The sequence below is a fragment of the Enterococcus sp. JM9B genome, assembly GCF_009933265.1.
Lineage (GTDB): Bacteria > Bacillota > Bacilli > Lactobacillales > Enterococcaceae > Enterococcus_C > Enterococcus_C songbeiensis.
Map to the genome: position 1 here is coordinate 1 of NZ_MAEK01000038.1, position 17,614 is coordinate 17,614.

The 17,614-nt window shown below is 40.7% G+C and carries 15 protein-coding genes; 3 read left to right on the top strand and 12 right to left on the bottom strand.

Going from position 1 to position 17,614, the window contains the following annotated elements; all coding sequences use genetic code 11:
- Positions 1-7 precede the first annotated feature (7 nt).
- Complete coding sequence (locus BAU16_RS12170; protein WP_161527177.1) at positions 8-1,714, bottom strand: bifunctional metallophosphatase/5'-nucleotidase; 1,707 nt, start codon at positions 1,712-1,714, stop codon at positions 8-10.
- A 167-nt stretch (positions 1,715-1,881) separates the two neighbouring features.
- Positions 1,882-3,888 (bottom strand): methionine--tRNA ligase, encoded by a 2,007-nt coding sequence (gene metG / locus BAU16_RS12175; RefSeq protein WP_048603877.1) that lies wholly within the window; start codon positions 3,886-3,888, stop codon positions 1,882-1,884.
- Positions 3,889-4,058: 170 nt separating this feature from the next.
- Here metG and BAU16_RS12180 point away from each other — a divergent pair, with 170 nt between their 5' ends.
- Both BAU16_RS12180 and BAU16_RS12185 read left to right on the top strand, forming a co-directional pair.
- Positions 4,059-4,334 carry a hypothetical protein gene (locus tag BAU16_RS12180; protein ID WP_137605620.1) on the top strand — a complete coding sequence of 92 codons (276 nt, stop codon included), beginning with the start codon at positions 4,059-4,061 and terminating at the stop codon, positions 4,332-4,334.
- Between the two features lie 67 nt (positions 4,335-4,401).
- Positions 4,402-5,232, top strand: coding sequence for an NUDIX hydrolase (locus BAU16_RS12185; protein WP_048603875.1), 831 nt, complete (start codon positions 4,402-4,404; stop codon positions 5,230-5,232).
- 165 nt (positions 5,233-5,397) lie between these two features.
- Here the strand turns inward: BAU16_RS12185 and BAU16_RS12190 are convergent, their stop codons facing one another.
- The 5 genes from BAU16_RS12190 to opp3b form a co-directional block, all read right to left on the bottom strand.
- A complete protein-coding gene (locus BAU16_RS12190) occupies positions 5,398-6,333 on the bottom strand; it encodes an RNA-guided endonuclease InsQ/TnpB family protein (protein ID WP_161527178.1) in 936 nt (311 codons plus the stop codon).
- Between the two features lie 16 nt (positions 6,334-6,349).
- On the bottom strand, positions 6,350-7,303 hold the full coding sequence (locus BAU16_RS12195; RefSeq protein ID WP_137605622.1) for an ABC transporter ATP-binding protein: 954 nt from the start codon (positions 7,301-7,303) through the stop codon (positions 6,350-6,352).
- Positions 7,304-7,375: 72 nt separating this feature from the next.
- On the bottom strand, positions 7,376-8,422 hold the full coding sequence (locus tag BAU16_RS12200) for an ABC transporter ATP-binding protein (RefSeq protein WP_048603872.1): 1,047 nt from the start codon (positions 8,420-8,422) through the stop codon (positions 7,376-7,378).
- A gap of 5 nt (positions 8,423-8,427) precedes the next feature.
- Positions 8,428-9,468, bottom strand: coding sequence for an ABC transporter permease (locus BAU16_RS12205; protein ID WP_048603871.1), 1,041 nt, complete (start codon positions 9,466-9,468; stop codon positions 8,428-8,430).
- On the bottom strand, positions 9,468-10,409 hold the full coding sequence (opp3b, locus tag BAU16_RS12210) for an oligopeptide ABC transporter permease (RefSeq protein ID WP_048603870.1): 942 nt from the start codon (positions 10,407-10,409) through the stop codon (positions 9,468-9,470). The genes BAU16_RS12205 and opp3b overlap by 1 nt, the downstream gene beginning before the upstream one ends.
- 86 nt (positions 10,410-10,495) lie before the next feature.
- On the opposite strand from opp3b, the gene BAU16_RS12215 reads away from it, so the two are divergent.
- Positions 10,496-10,840, top strand: a complete 345-nt coding sequence (locus BAU16_RS12215) for a DUF3899 domain-containing protein (protein WP_137605623.1) — start codon at positions 10,496-10,498, stop codon at positions 10,838-10,840.
- Positions 10,841-10,919: 79 nt separating this feature from the next.
- On the opposite strand, the gene BAU16_RS12220 is transcribed toward BAU16_RS12215, so the two are convergent.
- The 5 genes from BAU16_RS12220 to BAU16_RS12240 all read right to left on the bottom strand — a co-directional run bounded on the left by BAU16_RS12220 (position 10,920) and on the right by BAU16_RS12240 (position 17,508).
- Complete coding sequence (locus BAU16_RS12220; protein ID WP_137605624.1) at positions 10,920-12,587, bottom strand: peptide ABC transporter substrate-binding protein; 1,668 nt, start codon at positions 12,585-12,587, stop codon at positions 10,920-10,922.
- Positions 12,588-13,057: 470 nt separating this feature from the next.
- The gene (locus BAU16_RS12225) at positions 13,058-13,609 is read right to left on the bottom strand and encodes an aminoglycoside 6'-N-acetyltransferase (protein WP_048603867.1); all 552 of its coding nucleotides are present in this window, start codon (positions 13,607-13,609) and stop codon (positions 13,058-13,060) included.
- Between the two features lie 138 nt (positions 13,610-13,747).
- On the bottom strand, positions 13,748-14,815 hold the full coding sequence (gene rlmN, locus BAU16_RS12230) for a 23S rRNA (adenine(2503)-C(2))-methyltransferase RlmN (RefSeq protein ID WP_137605625.1): 1,068 nt from the start codon (positions 14,813-14,815) through the stop codon (positions 13,748-13,750).
- Positions 14,816-14,936: 121 nt separating this feature from the next.
- Positions 14,937-16,769: an ABC transporter permease gene (locus BAU16_RS12235; RefSeq protein ID WP_161527179.1), complete on the bottom strand. Its 1,833-nt coding sequence runs from the start codon at positions 16,767-16,769 to the stop codon at positions 14,937-14,939.
- A complete protein-coding gene (locus BAU16_RS12240) occupies positions 16,759-17,508 on the bottom strand; it encodes an ABC transporter ATP-binding protein (protein ID WP_048603864.1) in 750 nt (249 codons plus the stop codon). Before BAU16_RS12240 ends, BAU16_RS12235 begins: the two co-directional genes overlap by 11 nt.
- Positions 17,509-17,614 lie beyond the last annotated feature (106 nt).

Below are 17,614 nucleotides of genomic sequence, written 5' to 3' on the forward strand. Positions count from 1 at the left end.
CCAACTTTCAAGTTTTAGTTACTGTATAGTTTAAACCGGAAACTTGCAGGAAGTAAGCACGTCCACCTTCCAGCTTTGTTCCAAAAGTTTGCTGATTCAAAACGGTTCGAATTTGAGCACCAGTCATTTCAACGATTTGCATGATATTACCAAAAGGTTGAACCGTTTGTGCCGCTCCCCAAGTAATTGAGCGGTCAGCATCGACAGCTAAATCTGCACGGACACCGCCATTATTTGTCATTGCAAAATCTGCATCAATACCATTTAATTTTGCCATAAAGACTTGACCATCTGTAATCAAATTTCCAACTGGTGATTCACCTAATTCATTTGTTGAACGAGAAATATCCTCAGCAGTTGCTGCTGTACCGATTTTTTGCTCAGTTACTTGAGCAACGATTTCATCTGCCTCTGCTACGATTGCTTCAACTTCTGCATCCGGTTCTATGGTAGGCATTACTGGATCAACTGTCGCCGTTGGTACGTCAGTAAAATCGCCCGTTTCAAGATTGATTTCTCCCTGCAGATCAATAAACGCTTTTCCTTGCGAGGTCGATTGAACGATTCGTGTTTGATCGACAACTCCATTTGTATACACATGATTATGTCCGGCAAAAAATGCATCCACACTATTTCCTGGATAAATATTTTTTACCTTCTGCATAATCGTTGCGGCTTCACCAACCACACCGTTTTCGCCAGATTGTTCAGAAGCAGTATGAGAAAGGACAACGATTGCATCTATATTTTTTTCTTCTTGCAATTCTTTCGCATATTTAGCGATTGTCTCCGCTGGATCAAGGAAGTCATAATTTATGTGGTGCTCCCGCAAAACTAAATTTGGAATCTCCGTTGTTACCACACCGATAAAAGCAATTTCAGCACTTTCATCCCCAGTACCCACGGTTTTAATACTATAAGGTTGCCAACCAAAAGGAATCGCCCCAGTATTTTTTTCAACAACATTGGCAATAGCCAAATCGAAGCCGCCCTTTAAAATTTCAGGCCCATGCTCCTCATTATAATCGTAGACGATCGGATAAAAATTATCCTCTGCTGTGGGAGCTTGTCCCAATAAAATTCGATTGAATTCAGCTAGGCCTTCATCAAATTCATGGTTTCCCAGTGTCCCAACATCAAAATTCATTTGATTCAAGATTCGCATCGTTGGTTGGTCCTGCAATAGACCTGAGTTGGCAGGACTTGCGCCCACCATATCACCGGATTGAACTCTCAGTGTTGTAGCATTTGTTTTATCTGTTTGAAAGGCAGTTTCTGCAGCCTTTAAATGGCTAGCTAACAACGCTGCGGTTCCAGCACCAGAATGGCTTCCAGAACCTAGATGAGCTGTACCTGTCGTGCTTAACGCACCATGAAAATCATTGATTCCTAAAAGTTGTACTGGAATCGTCGTTTCCTCAGCACGTTTTTCTTTCTCAATATTTCCTGTTTCTGCTTGAGAAATTGATTCTTCAGTTGTTTCTTCTGTACTCGTTGATTCAACAGTTGTATTTTCACTTATACTCGTATCTGTTGATTCTGTTGGAACATCTGTCGCAATTTCACTTGTTGCGGTTTCCCCCGTCTCACTTGTCGCAACTGTTGCAACCGTGGAGTCAACCGTCTCAGCTATGGCGATCGTATTAGGAACCGTAACTCCTGCTAAGATGACTAGTGTTAACAAACTTCTACCAATCAGACGAATCTTTTTCATTTCATTACCTACCTTCCATTATTTTAACCCCCTATTGAAAAGGCTATCAATAATTTCATATAAGGTCAATATAATTATTAAAAACGATAAAACTTTTATTTTTATGTCCATTTTATAAACAAAAAAAACAGTCTGAAATAAATCAGACTGTTTAATCTTTGTTATATTTACGCAATAATCGCTCCGTTAGGCATCCCTTTTGGTGCTTCGACGATTGCTAAATTTCCTGCTTCATCTTCGGCGGATAAAATCATGCCTTGGCTGACTTGTCCTCGCATTTTTCGTGGTTTCAAGTTGGCAACAATCACGACCTTTTTACCAATCAATGCAGCTGGATCACTATAAAATTCAGCGATTCCCGATAGAATTTGGCGATCTTGTTTATCTCCGGCATTTAAACGGAATTGCAGCAGCTTATCTGCACCTTTGACTTTTTGGCAGTCAATGACTTCTGCAACTTTTAATTCGATTTTGTCAAAATCATCGTATTTGATTTCTTTTTTGGTTGAAACCAGTTCAGTTTCTTCAGGGTTCCACTTCACAGTGGCTTCCTCGGTTTGAACACCTTCAGACATTTTTTTCTGAATAAATTCTACTTCCGTCTCGATATCAAGACGAGGGAAAATCGGCGTTCCTTTACCTACGACTTTGGTTCCACTTGGGAATTCGCCAAAATGCAGTTCTTGCAAATTCATTGCTTCCACATCTAGTCCCAGTTGTTCAAAGATTTTCGCCGGTGTTTCTGTCATGATTGGTTGCAATAAAATCGCAACGATCCGTAAGCTTTCTGCTAAATGGACCATCACACTGTTTAACTCTCCGCGTTTTTCTTCGTCTTTTGCAAGAATCCAAGGTTGTGTTTCATCAATGTATTTATTGGCTCTGGAAATCAACGTCCAAACCTCGCTTAAAGCTGTATTGAACTCCATTTTTTCCATTGCTTGGTGGTAACGTCCGATCACGTTAGCGGCAGTTGTCGATAATTCACTATCAAATGCCGTCACTTTTGATGCATAATCCGGCACGGTGCCTTCACAATATTTGTTAATCATGGCAATCGTTCGGTTTAGAAGATTTCCTAAATCATTTGCCAAATCATAATTTACCCGGGAAACAAAATCTTCAGGGGTAAACACGCCATCACTGCCAAAAGGAACTGCCCGTAAAAGATAATAACGTAACGCATCAAGTCCGTAGCGTTCTACCAACATTTCAGGATAGACAACGTTACCTTTTGATTTCGACATTTTGCCGTCTTTCATCAATAACCAGCCATGACCGTAAATTTTCTTTGGCAATGGCAAGTCTAATGCCATTAGCATGATTGGCCAATAAATCGTGTGGAAACGCACAATTTCTTTTCCGACCATATGCACATCTGCCGGCCAATATTTCTGGAACAGGCTATCGTCATCCGAGCCGTAGCCCAATGCTGTAATATAGTTGGATAACGCATCGATCCATACATAAACGATATGTCGTGGATCAGATTTTACCGGGATTCCCCATGTAAAGGTCGTCCGAGAAACGGCTAAATCTTCTAATCCAGGTTTGATAAAATTATTGATCATTTCATTCTTGCGGGATTCTGGTTGAATGAATTCTGGGTGTTCGTCATAATAGGCCAGTAAACGATCTGCATATTTGCTCATACGGAAGAAATAGGATTCTTCTTTGACTAATTCTACTTCATGTCCACTTGGCGCTTTTCCGCCGATTACGTTGCCTTCTTCGTCTCGATAAACTTCAGCCAATTGGGTTTCAGTGAAAAATTCTTCATCTGATACAGAGTACCAGCCTTCGTATTCCCCAAGATAAATGTCCCCTTGTTCCAATAACTGGTCAAAAATCTTTTGAACTGCTTTTTGGTGGTAATCATCCGTCGTGCGAATAAATTTATCATAGCTGATATCAAGGGTTTTCCATAATTTTTGAATATCGGCAGCCATTTTATCCACGTATTCTTGTGGTTTGACCCCTAATTCCTCAGATTTTTTTTCGATTTTTTGGCCGTGTTCGTCGACCCCTGTTAAATAAAATACATCAAAGCCCATTAAACGCTTATACCGAGCAACTGCATCACAGGCAATCGTTGTATAAGAGTTTCCAATGTGTAATTTGCCACTTGGATAGTAAATCGGCGTCGTAATATAAAAAGTATCTTTTTCAGCCACGGGCGTGTTTCCTCCTTCTCACTACTGTGAATATGTTCTTTGATAGTATACCATAAATTAGGTTTTGTTTAAGAATTTTCCGCCAAATTGCGAATTCTTTCCCCTTTGTTTCCTGCATGCCGCTAGATATTTGGTATAATAAAAAAAGATCAAAACAAAGGAAGTTGTCTATGACAAAAAAACATCGAAATTTTCTTATCGGCATTCTGATTCTTTCTATTCTCCACCTGATTTTTTGTACTTTTTATCAGCGACTCTACGGCTACTTTAATCTTCATCAAGGTGTGCAAGGCTTTGTCACACTCACACAGATTCTTCGAGTTCTTTTTTTGGGAGCTATCGGTATCGGCGGCTTTCTCAGCTTGCGGGAACAAGTGAAAAAAGCGATTCCTTTTTATTTGGCATTTTTTCTCTTTAACTTGATTTTGCCATTTATTTTTCGCTGAACGGTTTGTTTTTTTTCTATGCGTGCTACAATAAGAATGAGCAATCAAAACAAGCGAGGTGCCATTTATGAAACACTTTTCTTCCAAAGCTGAAGAAAAAATATATTTTGAACAACAGGCAAGCGAAGAAGAGTTTCTTCGCTGGTACAAGCAGCAAGAACAGCCAGAATATGAAAAACCTGCCTTAACGGTAGATATGGTATTGATGTGTTACAACAAGGAAGAAGATCAGATCAAAACCTTGTTGATTCAACGAAAAAGTCATCCATATAAAAACTCATGGGCTTTGCCGGGGGGCTTTGTCGAAGCAAATGAATCGACTGGCGAAAGCGTCATTCGGGAAACCAAAGAAGAAACCGGCGTGGTGATTTCCAATCATAATATCGAACAACTGCACACCTTCAGTCGACCAGACCGTGACCCTCGTGGTTGGGTGGTGACCGTCAGCTATTTGGCTTTCATTGGAGAAGAGCCTTTGAGTGCCGGTGACGATGCCGCAGAAGTCCGTTGGTTTACGTTGGAACGCAAACGCAACAATATCCATTTGACTAACGGAGATGTCGAGATTATCTTGGATCTGCAAACCGGGACCTCTTATGGTCGTGACACACTGGCTTTTGACCACAGCGAGATTATCTTGAAGGCCTTCAACCGGATTGCAAACAAGATGGAGCATGAACCCCTTGTGCTGCAAGTTTTGGGAGATTCTTTCACCATCACCGAAGCACGGAAAGTTTTTGCTAAATTTTTAGGTATGGATTTCAAAACCATTGACCATTCCAACTTTAAAAAAGCAATGCTGCAATATTTTGATGAAATTGGTGAACGTCCGGTGGGAATTGGTCGTCCTTCCAAAATTTATCGTCTAAAAGAATCGATTATTCCTGAAGAGGGATAAAAGAAACCCAGAGTCATCCATTGGCTTTTCAGCCTTGGAACGCTGGGTTTGTTTTTGGTTTATCATAATTAGTGAGCAATGATTCCTAGAAACAAAAATTTTTGCAAATTTTTTCTATGGCCTAGGCGATCCCTGGAGCCCCTTCCAGTTCTTACTTTCTTTTCTTCAACTGCTTGGTCCTTCACTGAGGAGCATTGTTTTGCCATACCACGTGCTTTTGTACTTTATTTTTTGGATAAAGTGCAGCCAGTCTGATTCGCTAAAAAGGCCTTTTTCTTCCATCTGACAAAGATTAGTCACGTGAATCACATCATATTGCCGAATAATGCCAATCGATAATTCATCAAGATAGGCTTTTTTTCGATCATAATAACGAGTATAAAGAGTGGCAACTTTGTGTTTTTGCTTTTGATAATTCTTTGCATCAGACAAATGGACCTTTCGCTTCTGAGCAGCCTTTGCCCGAGTAGCCAATTTCTTCTCTGCTTTTTTCAAACGAATCTGATCATTTTCTGATAAGAAAATAGGAACATCAAAGGAAAGCTCAGAGGATTCAACCAGTGTTTCCGGTGAAAAGTGCAGCTGGATGACTTGATTGGTTTGAGGCAGTGGTTCGATTTTTTCTTCGCAGAGGATCGACACATAAAATTCCTGACCATTTTTAGCAGAAATGGTGGCAGACTTGATATGACCGTAGACCCTTCGATGGATATTGACAGGAATTAAGGTTTTTAGCTTAGGGAGCTTTAGTTTTCCTTCCTGAAAATAAATCGTGTGCTGCTGATTATTTGTTCGATACGACTGCCAAACGCTTCTTTTGGTTTTCAGCTTGGGATAGCCGGCACGCCCCTCATAATAATTACGAAAGGCTCGCTCCAAATTCATCTGAGCATTTGCCAAGGCAAGGCTATCGGTCTTCTTTAAAAAAGGAAAGTCTTCTTTTAATTTAGCCGGCGTTAATTTCCCGGAGGACTGCTCAATATGCCGCTGCTTTAATAGCATGTTATAAGTAAAGCGAACACAGCCAAAAGTTTCAATAAAAAATTGTCGCTGTTCGTCCGTTGGGTAGAGTCGAAATTTATAAGCTTTTAAAACGCACATCTATCCAAACACCCCTTTAACTTGCGACAGAACTGCCTTCTTTCTTTTTCTGTAATTTCTTTTGGTAGAAGGCGATTTCGTCTTCTGTACAATAAATGTAGTGTCCCTCTTCGATCTCATGCATTCCACGAACCCGTCCATCCTCTGGTTCTGACTGATATTTGATTCGTGTGCGAGTGCGTTCATACTCAGGATCAGGCAATGGAATCGCAGATAATAGACTTTCTGTATAAGGATGGACACCGTGATGGTAGATGGCATCACTCGTACCGACTTCCAATAATTTGCCATGGTGCATCACGCCGATTCGATCACTAATGTGTTTCACCATGGATAAATCATGGGCGATAAACAGATAGGTCAAATTTTGTTCTGCTTGCAAATCCTGCAGTAGATTTACCACTTGGGCTTGGATTGATACGTCCAAAGCCGAAATAGGTTCGTCACAGATAATGAATTTGGGTTTGACAGCTAACGCCCGAGCAATGCCGATCCGTTGCCGTTGCCCGCCAGAAAATTCATGGGGGTAACGGGTACCGTGACTGGGATTTAAGCCCACAATCTTCAACAGTTCATCTACGCGGTTATTTCGTTCCGTGTCAGAGGCTGCCAACCCATTGATGTCGATTCCTTCTGCAATGATATCGCGAACCTTCATCCGAGGATTCAGTGAAGCATAGGGATCTTGGAAAATCATCTGCACGTCTCGACGAAATTCTTTCAACGCCGCTTTGCCTTTGATTTTAGTGACATCCACACCGTCAAAATCAACTTCACCGCCTGTAGGTTCGTTCAGTCGAATGATTGTGCGTCCAGTCGTTGATTTTCCACTACCGGATTCACCCACCAAACCAAACGTTTCTCCTTCATAAATATGGAAGCTGATATCATCAACGGCTTTTACTTCGTCTTTGCGACCAACGTTAAAATATTGTTTCAGGCCGTCCACTTTTAATAAGACTTTTTTCACCGGGCTTCCCTCCTTTATTTCTATTTAATGTCCTTAATTTACTTTGTTCCATTAGATGATTGGAATGACGGCTTAAGCTGTTTCATTGGCTTGCTTGGAACGGAATTTTTCCCAACGAATTTGGATTTCTTTTGGTGGCACTACTTTTGGTGCTTGTGGTGCCAAAAGCCACGTTGCCGCTTTATGGGTCGGTGATACCTCAAAAAATGGTGGCGCTTGCTGGGTATCAATTTTCAACGCATATTCGTTCCGAGGATAAAATGCATCCCCTGTTGGCGGCTTCAATAAATCTGGCGGAGAACCGGGAATGGCATACAATCGATCGCCGGTTCCTTCCAACGTTGGCATGGAACCTAAAAGTCCCCATGTATACGGATGTTGCGGATTATAGAAGATTTCTTCTGCTGTTCCAACTTCAATGATTCTTCCCCCATACATAACTGCCACCCGATCAGCCACATTTGCCACAACACCAAGGTCATGGGTGATAAAAATAATTGAGGTATTGATTTTTTGTTGGATATCCTTCAATAATTCTAAAATTTGAGCCTGAATCGTTACATCTAGTGCTGTAGTTGGCTCATCGGCAATCAGAACTTTCGGGTAACAAATCAGCGCAATGGCAATCACAATCCGTTGTCGTTGTCCACCAGAGAATTGGTGGGGATAATTCTTTAACCGTTTTTCTGCATCTGGAATTCCGACAAGTTTCAATAGTTCCAGCGCTGAAGCCATCGCTTCTTTTTTCGATACTTTGTTGTGGATTCGCAAAGACTCTGCCACTTGTTTGCCGATTGTCATAGTCGGATCAAGAGAAGTCATTGGATCTTGAAAAATCATCGCGATCTCTTTTCCGCGGATTTTTTGCATTTCCTTTTCAGACTTATGCACCAAGTCTTCTCCTTCAAATAAGATCGACCCATTATCAATGTTGGCGTTGCTTGCCAACAAACGCATGATCGTCCGTGTTGTCACGGACTTGCCGCTACCGGATTCTCCAACGATTGCTAAGGTCTCTCCTTCATTCAAATCAAAACTGACGTTACGAATCGCCCGAACTTTTCCGGCGTAAGTATCAAATGAAATTTCTAAATCTTTTACTTCTAGTGCTTTTTTCATAGTCCTCACTCCTTCATTTTCGGATCAAAGGCATCCCGCAAGCCATCAGCCAACAGGTTAAAACCAATCATGATCACAGACAGTGTCACTGCCGGAATCCATAATAGATAAGGTAAATATTGGAAGGTTTTGTAGCCATCACTCAACATCATTCCTAGAGAAGCTGAAGGTGGTGTCAAACCTAAACCGATAAAACTTAGGAAAGCTTCAAAGAAAATCGCTGTCGGAATACTGAACATCATCTGAACGATGATCACGCTGGAAATATTAGGCAGAATATGTTTAAAGGCAATTTTGACATTGCTTTCTCCCAGTGTTTTTGCTGCTAAAACAAATTCCTGATCCTTCAGCTTCATGGTCTGTGCCCGTACAATCCGTGCCATAGGAATCCAGTTGGTGATTGCCATTGCCGCTACAATCGACATGAACCCCGGTTTGAACATAACCAGCATCAAAATCATTACAACCAGATTAGGAATCCCGGAAAGGACTTCAAGGAAACGTTGCATCAAGTTGTCTGTAGTGCCGCCTTTTAATCCAGAAATCAAACCGTAGCTGACACCAATCACGATATCAAACATTGCCGCTACAAAAGCAATCAACAATGAAATTCGTGTTCCCATGAATAAGCGACTCAAAACGTCCCGACCTAAACCATCTGTACCAAAAAAGAAATTTACATTGTCCGGTACTTTCGCTTGCGCATATTTGTCGACTAATTCTCCGCCCACCATTGCTTTTCCGTTCAAACCATCAATATCGATTCCCGGAATTCGAGGGGGCAAATTAATATAGCTCACATTTTGCTTCGTCGGATTGTGGGGAGAAACAAAAATTGTTACAAAAGCGATCAGAATAATGATGCCAAGTAGCGACATGGAGAAAACAGCCGCTTTGTTTTTTCTCAAACGCCGCCATGAATCCTGTAAAAAGGTCAATGAAGGAGCCGCGATCGCTTCCCGTTCTTTTACGGTATCTTTTTGCAACAATTCAAAGTCTGTTGCGGGAATTTTTGCGATTTCCGAGTAGTTTTTTGATACTTCCATCAGCCTCTGCTCCCTTCTGAAACGCGGATCCGTGGATCAACGATGCCATATAAAATATCGACGATTAAAATGACTACGATTAACATACCAGAATACATTAGTGTAACTGCCATAATCGTTGGGTAATCATTCGTGGTGATCGATTTTACAAATTGTTCTCCGATTCCCGGAATAGCAAAGATGTTTTCAACAACCAAAGAACCAGTCATCAAACCAACTGCCAAAGGTCCTAATAATGTCAGTAATGGAATTAAACTATTCCGCAAGCCATGCTTGAAGGCAATTTCCCAACGCCCCAGCCCTTTCGCGCGAGCCAATTCGACGAAGTCACTGTGCATAACTTCCACCATTTCTGTTCGAATAAAGCGGGCAGAATCGGCTAATGGCGACATGGCTAACGCGATGGTTGGTAAAATCGTATAGGCAAAGCCTTCCCATTTTGCGATTGGCAACATATGCAACTGAATTGCAAACACATATTGTAATAAAACTGCAAATACGAAGTTTGGAATCGAACGACCCAAAATTGCCACTAGGGTTGCTAACGTATCTGCCCAGGAATTTTGTTTCATTGCTGAAATCGTTCCTAAAATAATACCGAACAATGTTCCAAAGATGATGGCCTGCATCCCTAATTGCAAGGAAGGTCCAATTCGATTAGCCAATAAAGCGGCAACCGGTTGATTTTTAAATTGGAAGGAAATACCAAAATCAAATTGCACCAAATTTTGTAAATAAATGCCATATTGAACCAATACTGGTTTGTCTAAACCAACTTGCTTATTCAGCAACTCGATGGTCTCAGGGCTTAACCGTTCCGCATTGGTATACGGTGTGCCCGGCAGTAATTTCATTAAGAAAAAAGTTACTGTTGCAATCAGCCACAAGGTGATCACACCGAAAAGCAGACGTTTTAGAAAGTATTTAATAAAACTGTTCACTATTTTTCCCCCTACTCTTTCTTGTCTTTGACTTTCTTTGCTGGTTTCGCTACATTATATAAGAATAAACTTTAAGGAGCCTATTTATGAATAAACGCAACTTACCCTATATTCTATCCCTTTTAGGAATCGCCGCCATCTTATTGTGGCATTTTCTTCAAAAAAGTTTTACGCTTATCCAGCTTTCTGATTCTCTCTTTTTAGTGGGACTGCCTTTTTTGATTGTCGGCAGTTTGTTATGGGTTTTTTCTTCTGGCTTCTTCGACACCTTTCAACGCTCGATGCATGAAGCCTTTGGAAGAAGACAAAAGAAAAAATCTAACTTCATGCCGCTTTCACAAGTCGGCGCTCATGCCTATCGTTTTTGGCTGATTATCGCAGGGAGTTTAATTGGACTTTCCATTCTCCTGCTTTTAATCCATTATTTATAGGTTGAACAAAACAAAGTCCGGGGCATTAATCGATCGTTGATTAATGTCCCGACTTTTTTTCAAGTTCAAACTCTTACTTTTATTCTTCTACATAAGTCCATTTGTAATCCCATGAAGCGCCGGCACCGTGGTGAACGATTCCTTTGATTTTCGGATTAACCAAGTGTCCTTCTGCTTTTTGATAAACTGGAAGTACGCCCATTTCATCCATGATGATTTGGTTTGCATCCAGCATATTTTGCCAACGTTTTGCTGGATCTCCCGCATTTGTTGAAGAGGATTCTTTGACAGCGGCATCGTATTTTGCGTTGCTCCATTGGCCACGGTTGTATGAATTTCCCGTTACGAACAAGTCAGTAAAGCTGCTTGGATCAGAATAATCAGCTGCCCAACCACCTAATACGACATCGAAATCACCAGAATTTGAACGATCCAATCGAACAGAGAACGGTACAGGTGTTGGTGTGACTTTGACACCATCCAATGTTTCTTCCCATACATTTTGTAGGTATTCGATTACTTTCTTCGATGAATCATCATCAGAAGCCATCAATTCGAATTCTAAGGAGTCGATTCCTAATTCTTTTTTCGCTTTTTCCCAATATTCTTTGGCTTTGTCAGCATCAAAGGAAACCAATGTACCGGCATCTTCGGTGAAGTCTTTCCCGGTTTCAGGATTTTTAGCCAAGTCTACCGGAATCAAACTAGTGGAAACAACAGAACCGTCACCCAAGACTTTGTCCACCAATGCATCACGATCGATTGCATAAGAGAACGCTTTTCTCAAGTTCGCATTGTTGAATGGGGAATCTTCATCCCGTTGATTGAATTCCGCATATGTTGTACGTGCTTCTTTTGCTGAATAGAACGCTTCGTCATTTGCATTTTGTTGTGCTAATTCACCAGTCAAGATAACGTCATCTGCTTGACCATCTTTAAATAGGTTCAAGCTAGTGGAAGATTCTTTCACAACACTGACGTTGATTTGATCTAATTTTACAGAATCTTTATCCCAATAATGATCGTTCTTCTTGTAAACCCAATCCGTATCAGAACCCGGACCATCAAATTCTTCTAAAGTAAATGGACCATTATAAACTGCTTTGTCACTGGCAGAAGCATATTCTTTGCCGTTTTCTTCTACAACCGCTTGGCTTTGTGGGAAGAAAGAAGCAAAGGCCAACAAGTAATCAAAGTAAGGTGTGGTTTTTGCCAAAGTGATTTCCAATTCATAGTCACTTACAGCTTTGATTCCTAATTCAGATGGGTCTTTCTTGCCGGCTGTGATTTCTGCCGCATTTTTTACAGGTTCGTAAAGATACGCATATTCAGAGGCGGTTTTGGGATCAACTGTCCGTTGCCAGCCATAGACGTAATCTGCTGCGGTAACGTTCTCGCCATTAGACCATTTAGCGTCTTCACGCAATTTTACTTTGTACGTTAAACCGTCTTCGCTGACTTCTGCCAGTTCGGTTGCCCCGGCAGGAATGGGTTGATTGTCTTCATCAATACGGTAAAGACCTTCATACACATTGTTCAACGCGGTAAAACTAATTGTGTCAGTAGCTACTGATAAATCAGCGGTAGGCATTTCTTGTGGTACGACCAAGTTAAAAACTTGTTTACTGCCTCCTTTGCCTGAATCGCCCGCTGCTGCACTGTCATCTGTGGATTTGCCGCCACCATAACATCCAGCAAGAACGAAACCGCAGACTGCTACGATGCCCAATAACGATTTCTTTTTCATTTGCGTTACCCCTTTAGTTTGTAATTTTCAGAAAATTTAGCAACTTCTGAAGTTGAATAGAATTTTAATTAATAATTATTAAAAAAGCAATAGCAATTTCATCATTTTCGCATAAAAAAACAGTAAATTATCATTATTCTGATAATTTACACACCTTTAGAAAGCGCTCTTATTGGTGATATATCTCAACTTCTTTATTCAAGTGATTTCTTTTTAAATAATTTCACTTTTTTTGAAAAAATCGCCAGATTTCAGAATTTTTCTCATTTAATTAGATAATCATGGCAGAATTTAATTAAATTCAAAAAACAAAAAAATCCTTTATCCGCAAAGCAGATAAAGGATTTTTTCACTCAATCTTGTTTTTATCAACAAACAAAAATGAGATAACTTTCATTGTAAGTGTAACTTTCTGAGAACTACCAGATAAGAAACAGTTCTATTTCTTTTCAAATTTCATTTCCTTGATTTTATGAGGGAGAATTTTCATTTTCCGGTTCGGCAATTCGTTTTGCCATTAAAATATCTGGTTTGTTCCAGCCATTGGCATCTGGGATAACACCCACAATCTGATAGCCTTGTTTTTCATAAAATTCAAAGGGATGATTTTTTAAATTTTTGATTTGACTGAGGGCTTGAAACGTATCTTGATACAAATCCAGCTCACTCAATGAAGTGGCATGATTTTCATCATCTGTTCCCAGATACATCGTGATACCACCATGAGAAGCAACTTCTTTTTCTAAGAAATCCACCAAACGCATACCGATTTTTCGTCGACGATAGGCATCTCCAACGACTAACGGATGCAGCTCCCATCCTGTATGATCGTATTGTGGAATTGCGCCGATAAAGCCAATCAACATATCCTCTTCCAGCGCCGCGACTGCCAAACGTTCTTCTGCTAACAAGGCGTTGATCTGCGATTCCTCCCTATATTCCTCCGGCCAAGTTTTTTTCAACAGGTCCGCCAACTGATCCCGCATGACCACATCTTCTCGATCAAATTCTGTAATAATCAAAGCAATCGCCTCCCGTTCTTATCGATTCTACCAGTCATTCAAAAAAAATGTTACTGATTTGCTTTTTGAAAAAACAGCAGGCACAAAAAAACAATCCCACCCCATGAAAAGGGGCGGATTGCTCAGATTGACTTTGGGTTATACAGCAGCTTCTTTTTTCATCTGTTTGCTGCGTAATTGTCCGCAGGCAGCATCGATGTCTGTCCCATGTTCCTTACGAATAACACAGTTGATCCCATTCTTTTTAAGAATGTCATAAAACTTCAGCACGTCCGCTTTTTTACTGCGGGAATACTGATCGTGCTCACTGACTGGATTATACGGAATCAGATTGACGTAAACCAGTTTTTTCTTGTCTCTTAGCAAGTTTGCTAATTGTTGGGCATGATCTGGTCGGTCGTTCACATTTTGTAACATGATGTATTCAAAGGTGATTCGACGATTGGTTTTTGCCAAATAGAAATCAACGGCTTCCATCAATTTTTCAATTGGAAAACTGCGATTGATCCGCATCATAGAAGTCCGCACTTCATTGTTTGGTGCATGAAGTGAAATCGCCAAGTTGACCTGCAACCCGTTTTCAGCAAATTCTTTGATTTTTGGTGCTAAACCGCTGGTAGAAACTGTGATATGCCGTGCACCGATTGCTAAGCCTTTCGCATCATTGATGATGTGCAGGAACTTCATTACGTTGTCGTAATTGTCAAAAGGTTCTCCGATTCCCATCACAACAACATGAGAAACTCGATTTTCTGATTCCTGTAAATCAAAATAATGCTGTACCATCATGACTTGCGCCACGATTTCACCAGCAGTTAAATCTCGTTGCTTTTTCAGCAGACCACTGGCACAAAACGTACAGCCGATATTGCAGCCAACTTGTGTGGTCACACAAACAGACATCCCGTATTCTTGTCGCATCAGCACGGTTTCGATCATGTGTTTGTCTTGCAATTCAAAAAGGTATTTGACAGTCCCGTCTTTTGCTTCTTGAACGATGGTTTGATTTAATGGATTAATGACAAAATTATCCGTCAGTTTTTGAATCAAATCTTTAGAAAGATTCGTCATTTCTGAGAAATCCATCACGCGTTTTTCATAGAGCCATTCCCATAACTGATTGCCGCGGAATTTCTTTTCTTGGTTTTCCTCCAGCCATTGGATCACTTCTTCTTTTGTCAGACCATAGATTGATGGTTTATTCACAAATTGTCCCTCATTTCACGAACTTCGCTACATACTATACCTGATTCCCTCAGTGATTGCAACCGGTCAAAAACGACAAAAACTCCTTTGAACCAATAAAATACGGCTCAAAGGAGTTTTCTTAGTGTTGGACACTTGCATAAACTTTTTTAAAGTAAAAATGACGGGCAAACAGGTAATAAATCAGCTGAATGACGATAAACAGTCCTAAGACCATCAGTCCTTCTTTTTGCATCCCCATATTAAAAATGTGGTACATCGCAGTCAGAGCCACACCGCCATGAATAACCGACACAATAATCGGCGTAAAGAACAAAATTCCCACCTGTTGGCTGATCATCTTCTTTAATTCTTTTTTCGTCAAACCGATTTTATAAATCATCGCAAATTTTTCGGTATCTTTTGCTAAATCACTATATAGTCGGAAATACAAAAAGCTGCCGGCAGAAATGAAGAAAATCACTCCGATAAACACGCCCACAAACAAAATAGGTGCGTAGGAATCGATCACGGTTTGTACGATATAGGTTTTTGCCATCACATAAGTTTCCGATTCCTTTGTCAACGCTTCTCCGAACTTGATCAGAGCTTCACGGGAGGTGTTTTTCGGTTGCCAAACGATCCGTTTTGTTTCTTCCATTTTACTAAAGTTTGTTCCATCTGGTACGACATACGTTGGGAGATAGGTCGCCACCAAATTGGTTTTCTCTTTTCTCTCAACTTGCAGCTTTTGCGTGCCGATCGTCACCGTTTTCGCTGTGGTTGTTTGAGCATCCATTTGCGCTTGTTGACTTGCCGGTGTGAGAGAAACTGCTTTTTTTACAGAAATGGTCTCTTCATCCAGCAACGTTGCTAATTTATTGTAATCCGTCTCCGTTAAAAACTGTTTGTCATCCATCGAATAAATCGTGGTTTCCACTTTATCAGCGGTGATTTTTTTCTCAGAAAGTAGAGTGTCAATTTTTTCGGCTTGTTTTTGTACTACTGGGGCTTTGTCCATTACTTCCAATTCATAGGGCTGCTCTTCAATAGCGCCCAACAAAATCTTTTCTACCCCATAGAGTGTGCCAATTGCAGCAAAGGCTACTGTTGAGATCATGGCAACTAAAATAAAAGAGCGGGCATTATCTTTCATCCGAAAAGACAAGTCAGAAAAGACAATCATATTGGTTTTCTTCCAAAATAATTTCGTGTTCTTCTTTAATCCTTCAATAATCATGACACTGGCTTGATTGAAAAAGAGACTGGTTCCCACAATAACCACTGCCACAACCGGCAATGTCGCCATGATTACTCCGACACCCGGTACCAACAAGGCTACGGCATAACCGATTCCAATCAGTAGAAGACCAAGAATCGCTTTAATTTTTGAAAATTTGATCACACCTTTGCCCAAATCTCCCGCCTGTAACAGCTCTTGCACGCTCATTTTTGGCAAGCGTGTCCGAATCAAGAAAGAGATCACAACGAACAAAAGGGCAAATGCCGCAACGGTAATTAAAATCGACTGCGTTGGAAAATATAAACTAAAATCCAGATGCATCATTTTATTTGCCAATAAAATAATAAGTTGGGTAAAGCCGATTCCAATAAGACTTCCAAAAATCGTGGCAAAAAAACCAATCACTAAATTCTCAATAAAGATCATGTTCTTCAACTGCTTGGGACTCATCCCTTGAATCATCATCAGACCAAACTCTTTTTTCCGAGACTGAATGAACACATCCATCGAGTAGAAAACAAAGAGAAAAGCAAAAAGATAGATAATGATGGCCGCCGTCAACATCCCCATGTCTGCCCGTTTGTCTAACGAACCGTTAACAATGGCGGGATGATTTGCCAAGGCAGTAAAAGCAAAGAAGACCATCACCGATACAGTGGTACTTAAAAAATAGGCCAAATATAAATGCTTGTTGCGAATCGTATTGCGAAAGACAAATTGATTAAAATTCATTTTCGACCTCCTCCACATGGGCCAGGTCGGCAATGATGCGGTCATAAAAATTCTTCTGCTGATCGTCGTTGCGAATTTCTCGTACGAGTCCGCCATCCTTGATGAAAATGATTCGCTTGCAATAGCTGGCTGCCAATGGATCATGGGTCACCATCAAAATCGTTGCTTTTTCTTTTTCATTTAATTGTCGCAGCAAACGCATCACATCTTTTGAAGATTTTGTATCAAGATTTCCCGTTGGTTCATCGGCTAAAACTAGATTAGGTCGATGAATCATCGCCCGTGCGACGGCGACCCGCTGTTGTTGTCCGCCAGAAATTTCCGGGATTCGTTTTTTCAATAAATCAGAAATTCCTAAACGCTGTGCGACTTCTTGCGCAGCCCGCTGCATTACCGCAACCTTTTCACCATCTAATGTTAAAGGCAGCACAATGTTTTCTTCTACGGTTAACGTCGGCATCAAATTGAAATTTTGGAAAACAAAGCCCAACTCTTTTCGGCGAAATTTTGCAATTTGCTCTTGATTCATCTCATGGGGATTCTTGCCGTTCAATTCAATACTTCCAGAAGTTGGATTATCGATTGTTGCCAACAGGTTCAATAAGGTGGATTTTCCCGATCCGGAGGGTCCCATGATTCCTACGAATTCGCCATCTTCAACCGTTAAGTCAATTCCTTTTAATGCTTCATATTTTATGGAGGTGCCATAAACTTTTCTCAGATTTTTTACTTGTAACATATCGTCGCTCCTATTCCTTATTTGACTCTAGTCTACCGAAAAGATTAACTACTGACCATTCATCCAGATAACAACGGTCTAACAATTTTGTTATATCCTTTTATAG

Bases quoted from the DNA above. Each gene is read 5' to 3' on its own strand.
- BAU16_RS12240 (WP_048603864.1), bottom strand. From the start codon at position 17,508: ATGTTACAAGTAAAAAATCTGAGAAAAGTTTATGGCACCTCCATAAAA.
- BAU16_RS12220 (WP_137605624.1), bottom strand. From the start codon at position 12,587: ATGAAAAAGAAATCGTTATTGGGCATCGTAGCAGTCTGCGGTTTCGTT.
- BAU16_RS12185 (WP_048603875.1), top strand. From the start codon at position 4,402: ATGAAACACTTTTCTTCCAAAGCTGAAGAAAAAATATATTTTGAACAA.
- BAU16_RS12180 (WP_137605620.1), top strand. From the start codon at position 4,059: ATGACAAAAAAACATCGAAATTTTCTTATCGGCATTCTGATTCTTTCT.
- BAU16_RS12235 (WP_161527179.1), bottom strand. From the start codon at position 16,769: ATGAATTTTAATCAATTTGTCTTTCGCAATACGATTCGCAACAAGCAT.
- BAU16_RS12190 (WP_161527178.1), bottom strand. From the start codon at position 6,333: ATGTGCGTTTTAAAAGCTTATAAATTTCGACTCTACCCAACGGACGAA.
- BAU16_RS12205 (WP_048603871.1), bottom strand. From the start codon at position 9,468: ATGGAAGTATCAAAAAACTACTCGGAAATCGCAAAAATTCCCGCAACA.
- BAU16_RS12215 (WP_137605623.1), top strand. From the start codon at position 10,496: ATGAATAAACGCAACTTACCCTATATTCTATCCCTTTTAGGAATCGCC.
- BAU16_RS12200 (WP_048603872.1), bottom strand. From the start codon at position 8,422: ATGAAAAAAGCACTAGAAGTAAAAGATTTAGAAATTTCATTTGATACT.
- BAU16_RS12170 (WP_161527177.1), bottom strand. From the start codon at position 1,714: ATGAAAAAGATTCGTCTGATTGGTAGAAGTTTGTTAACACTAGTCATC.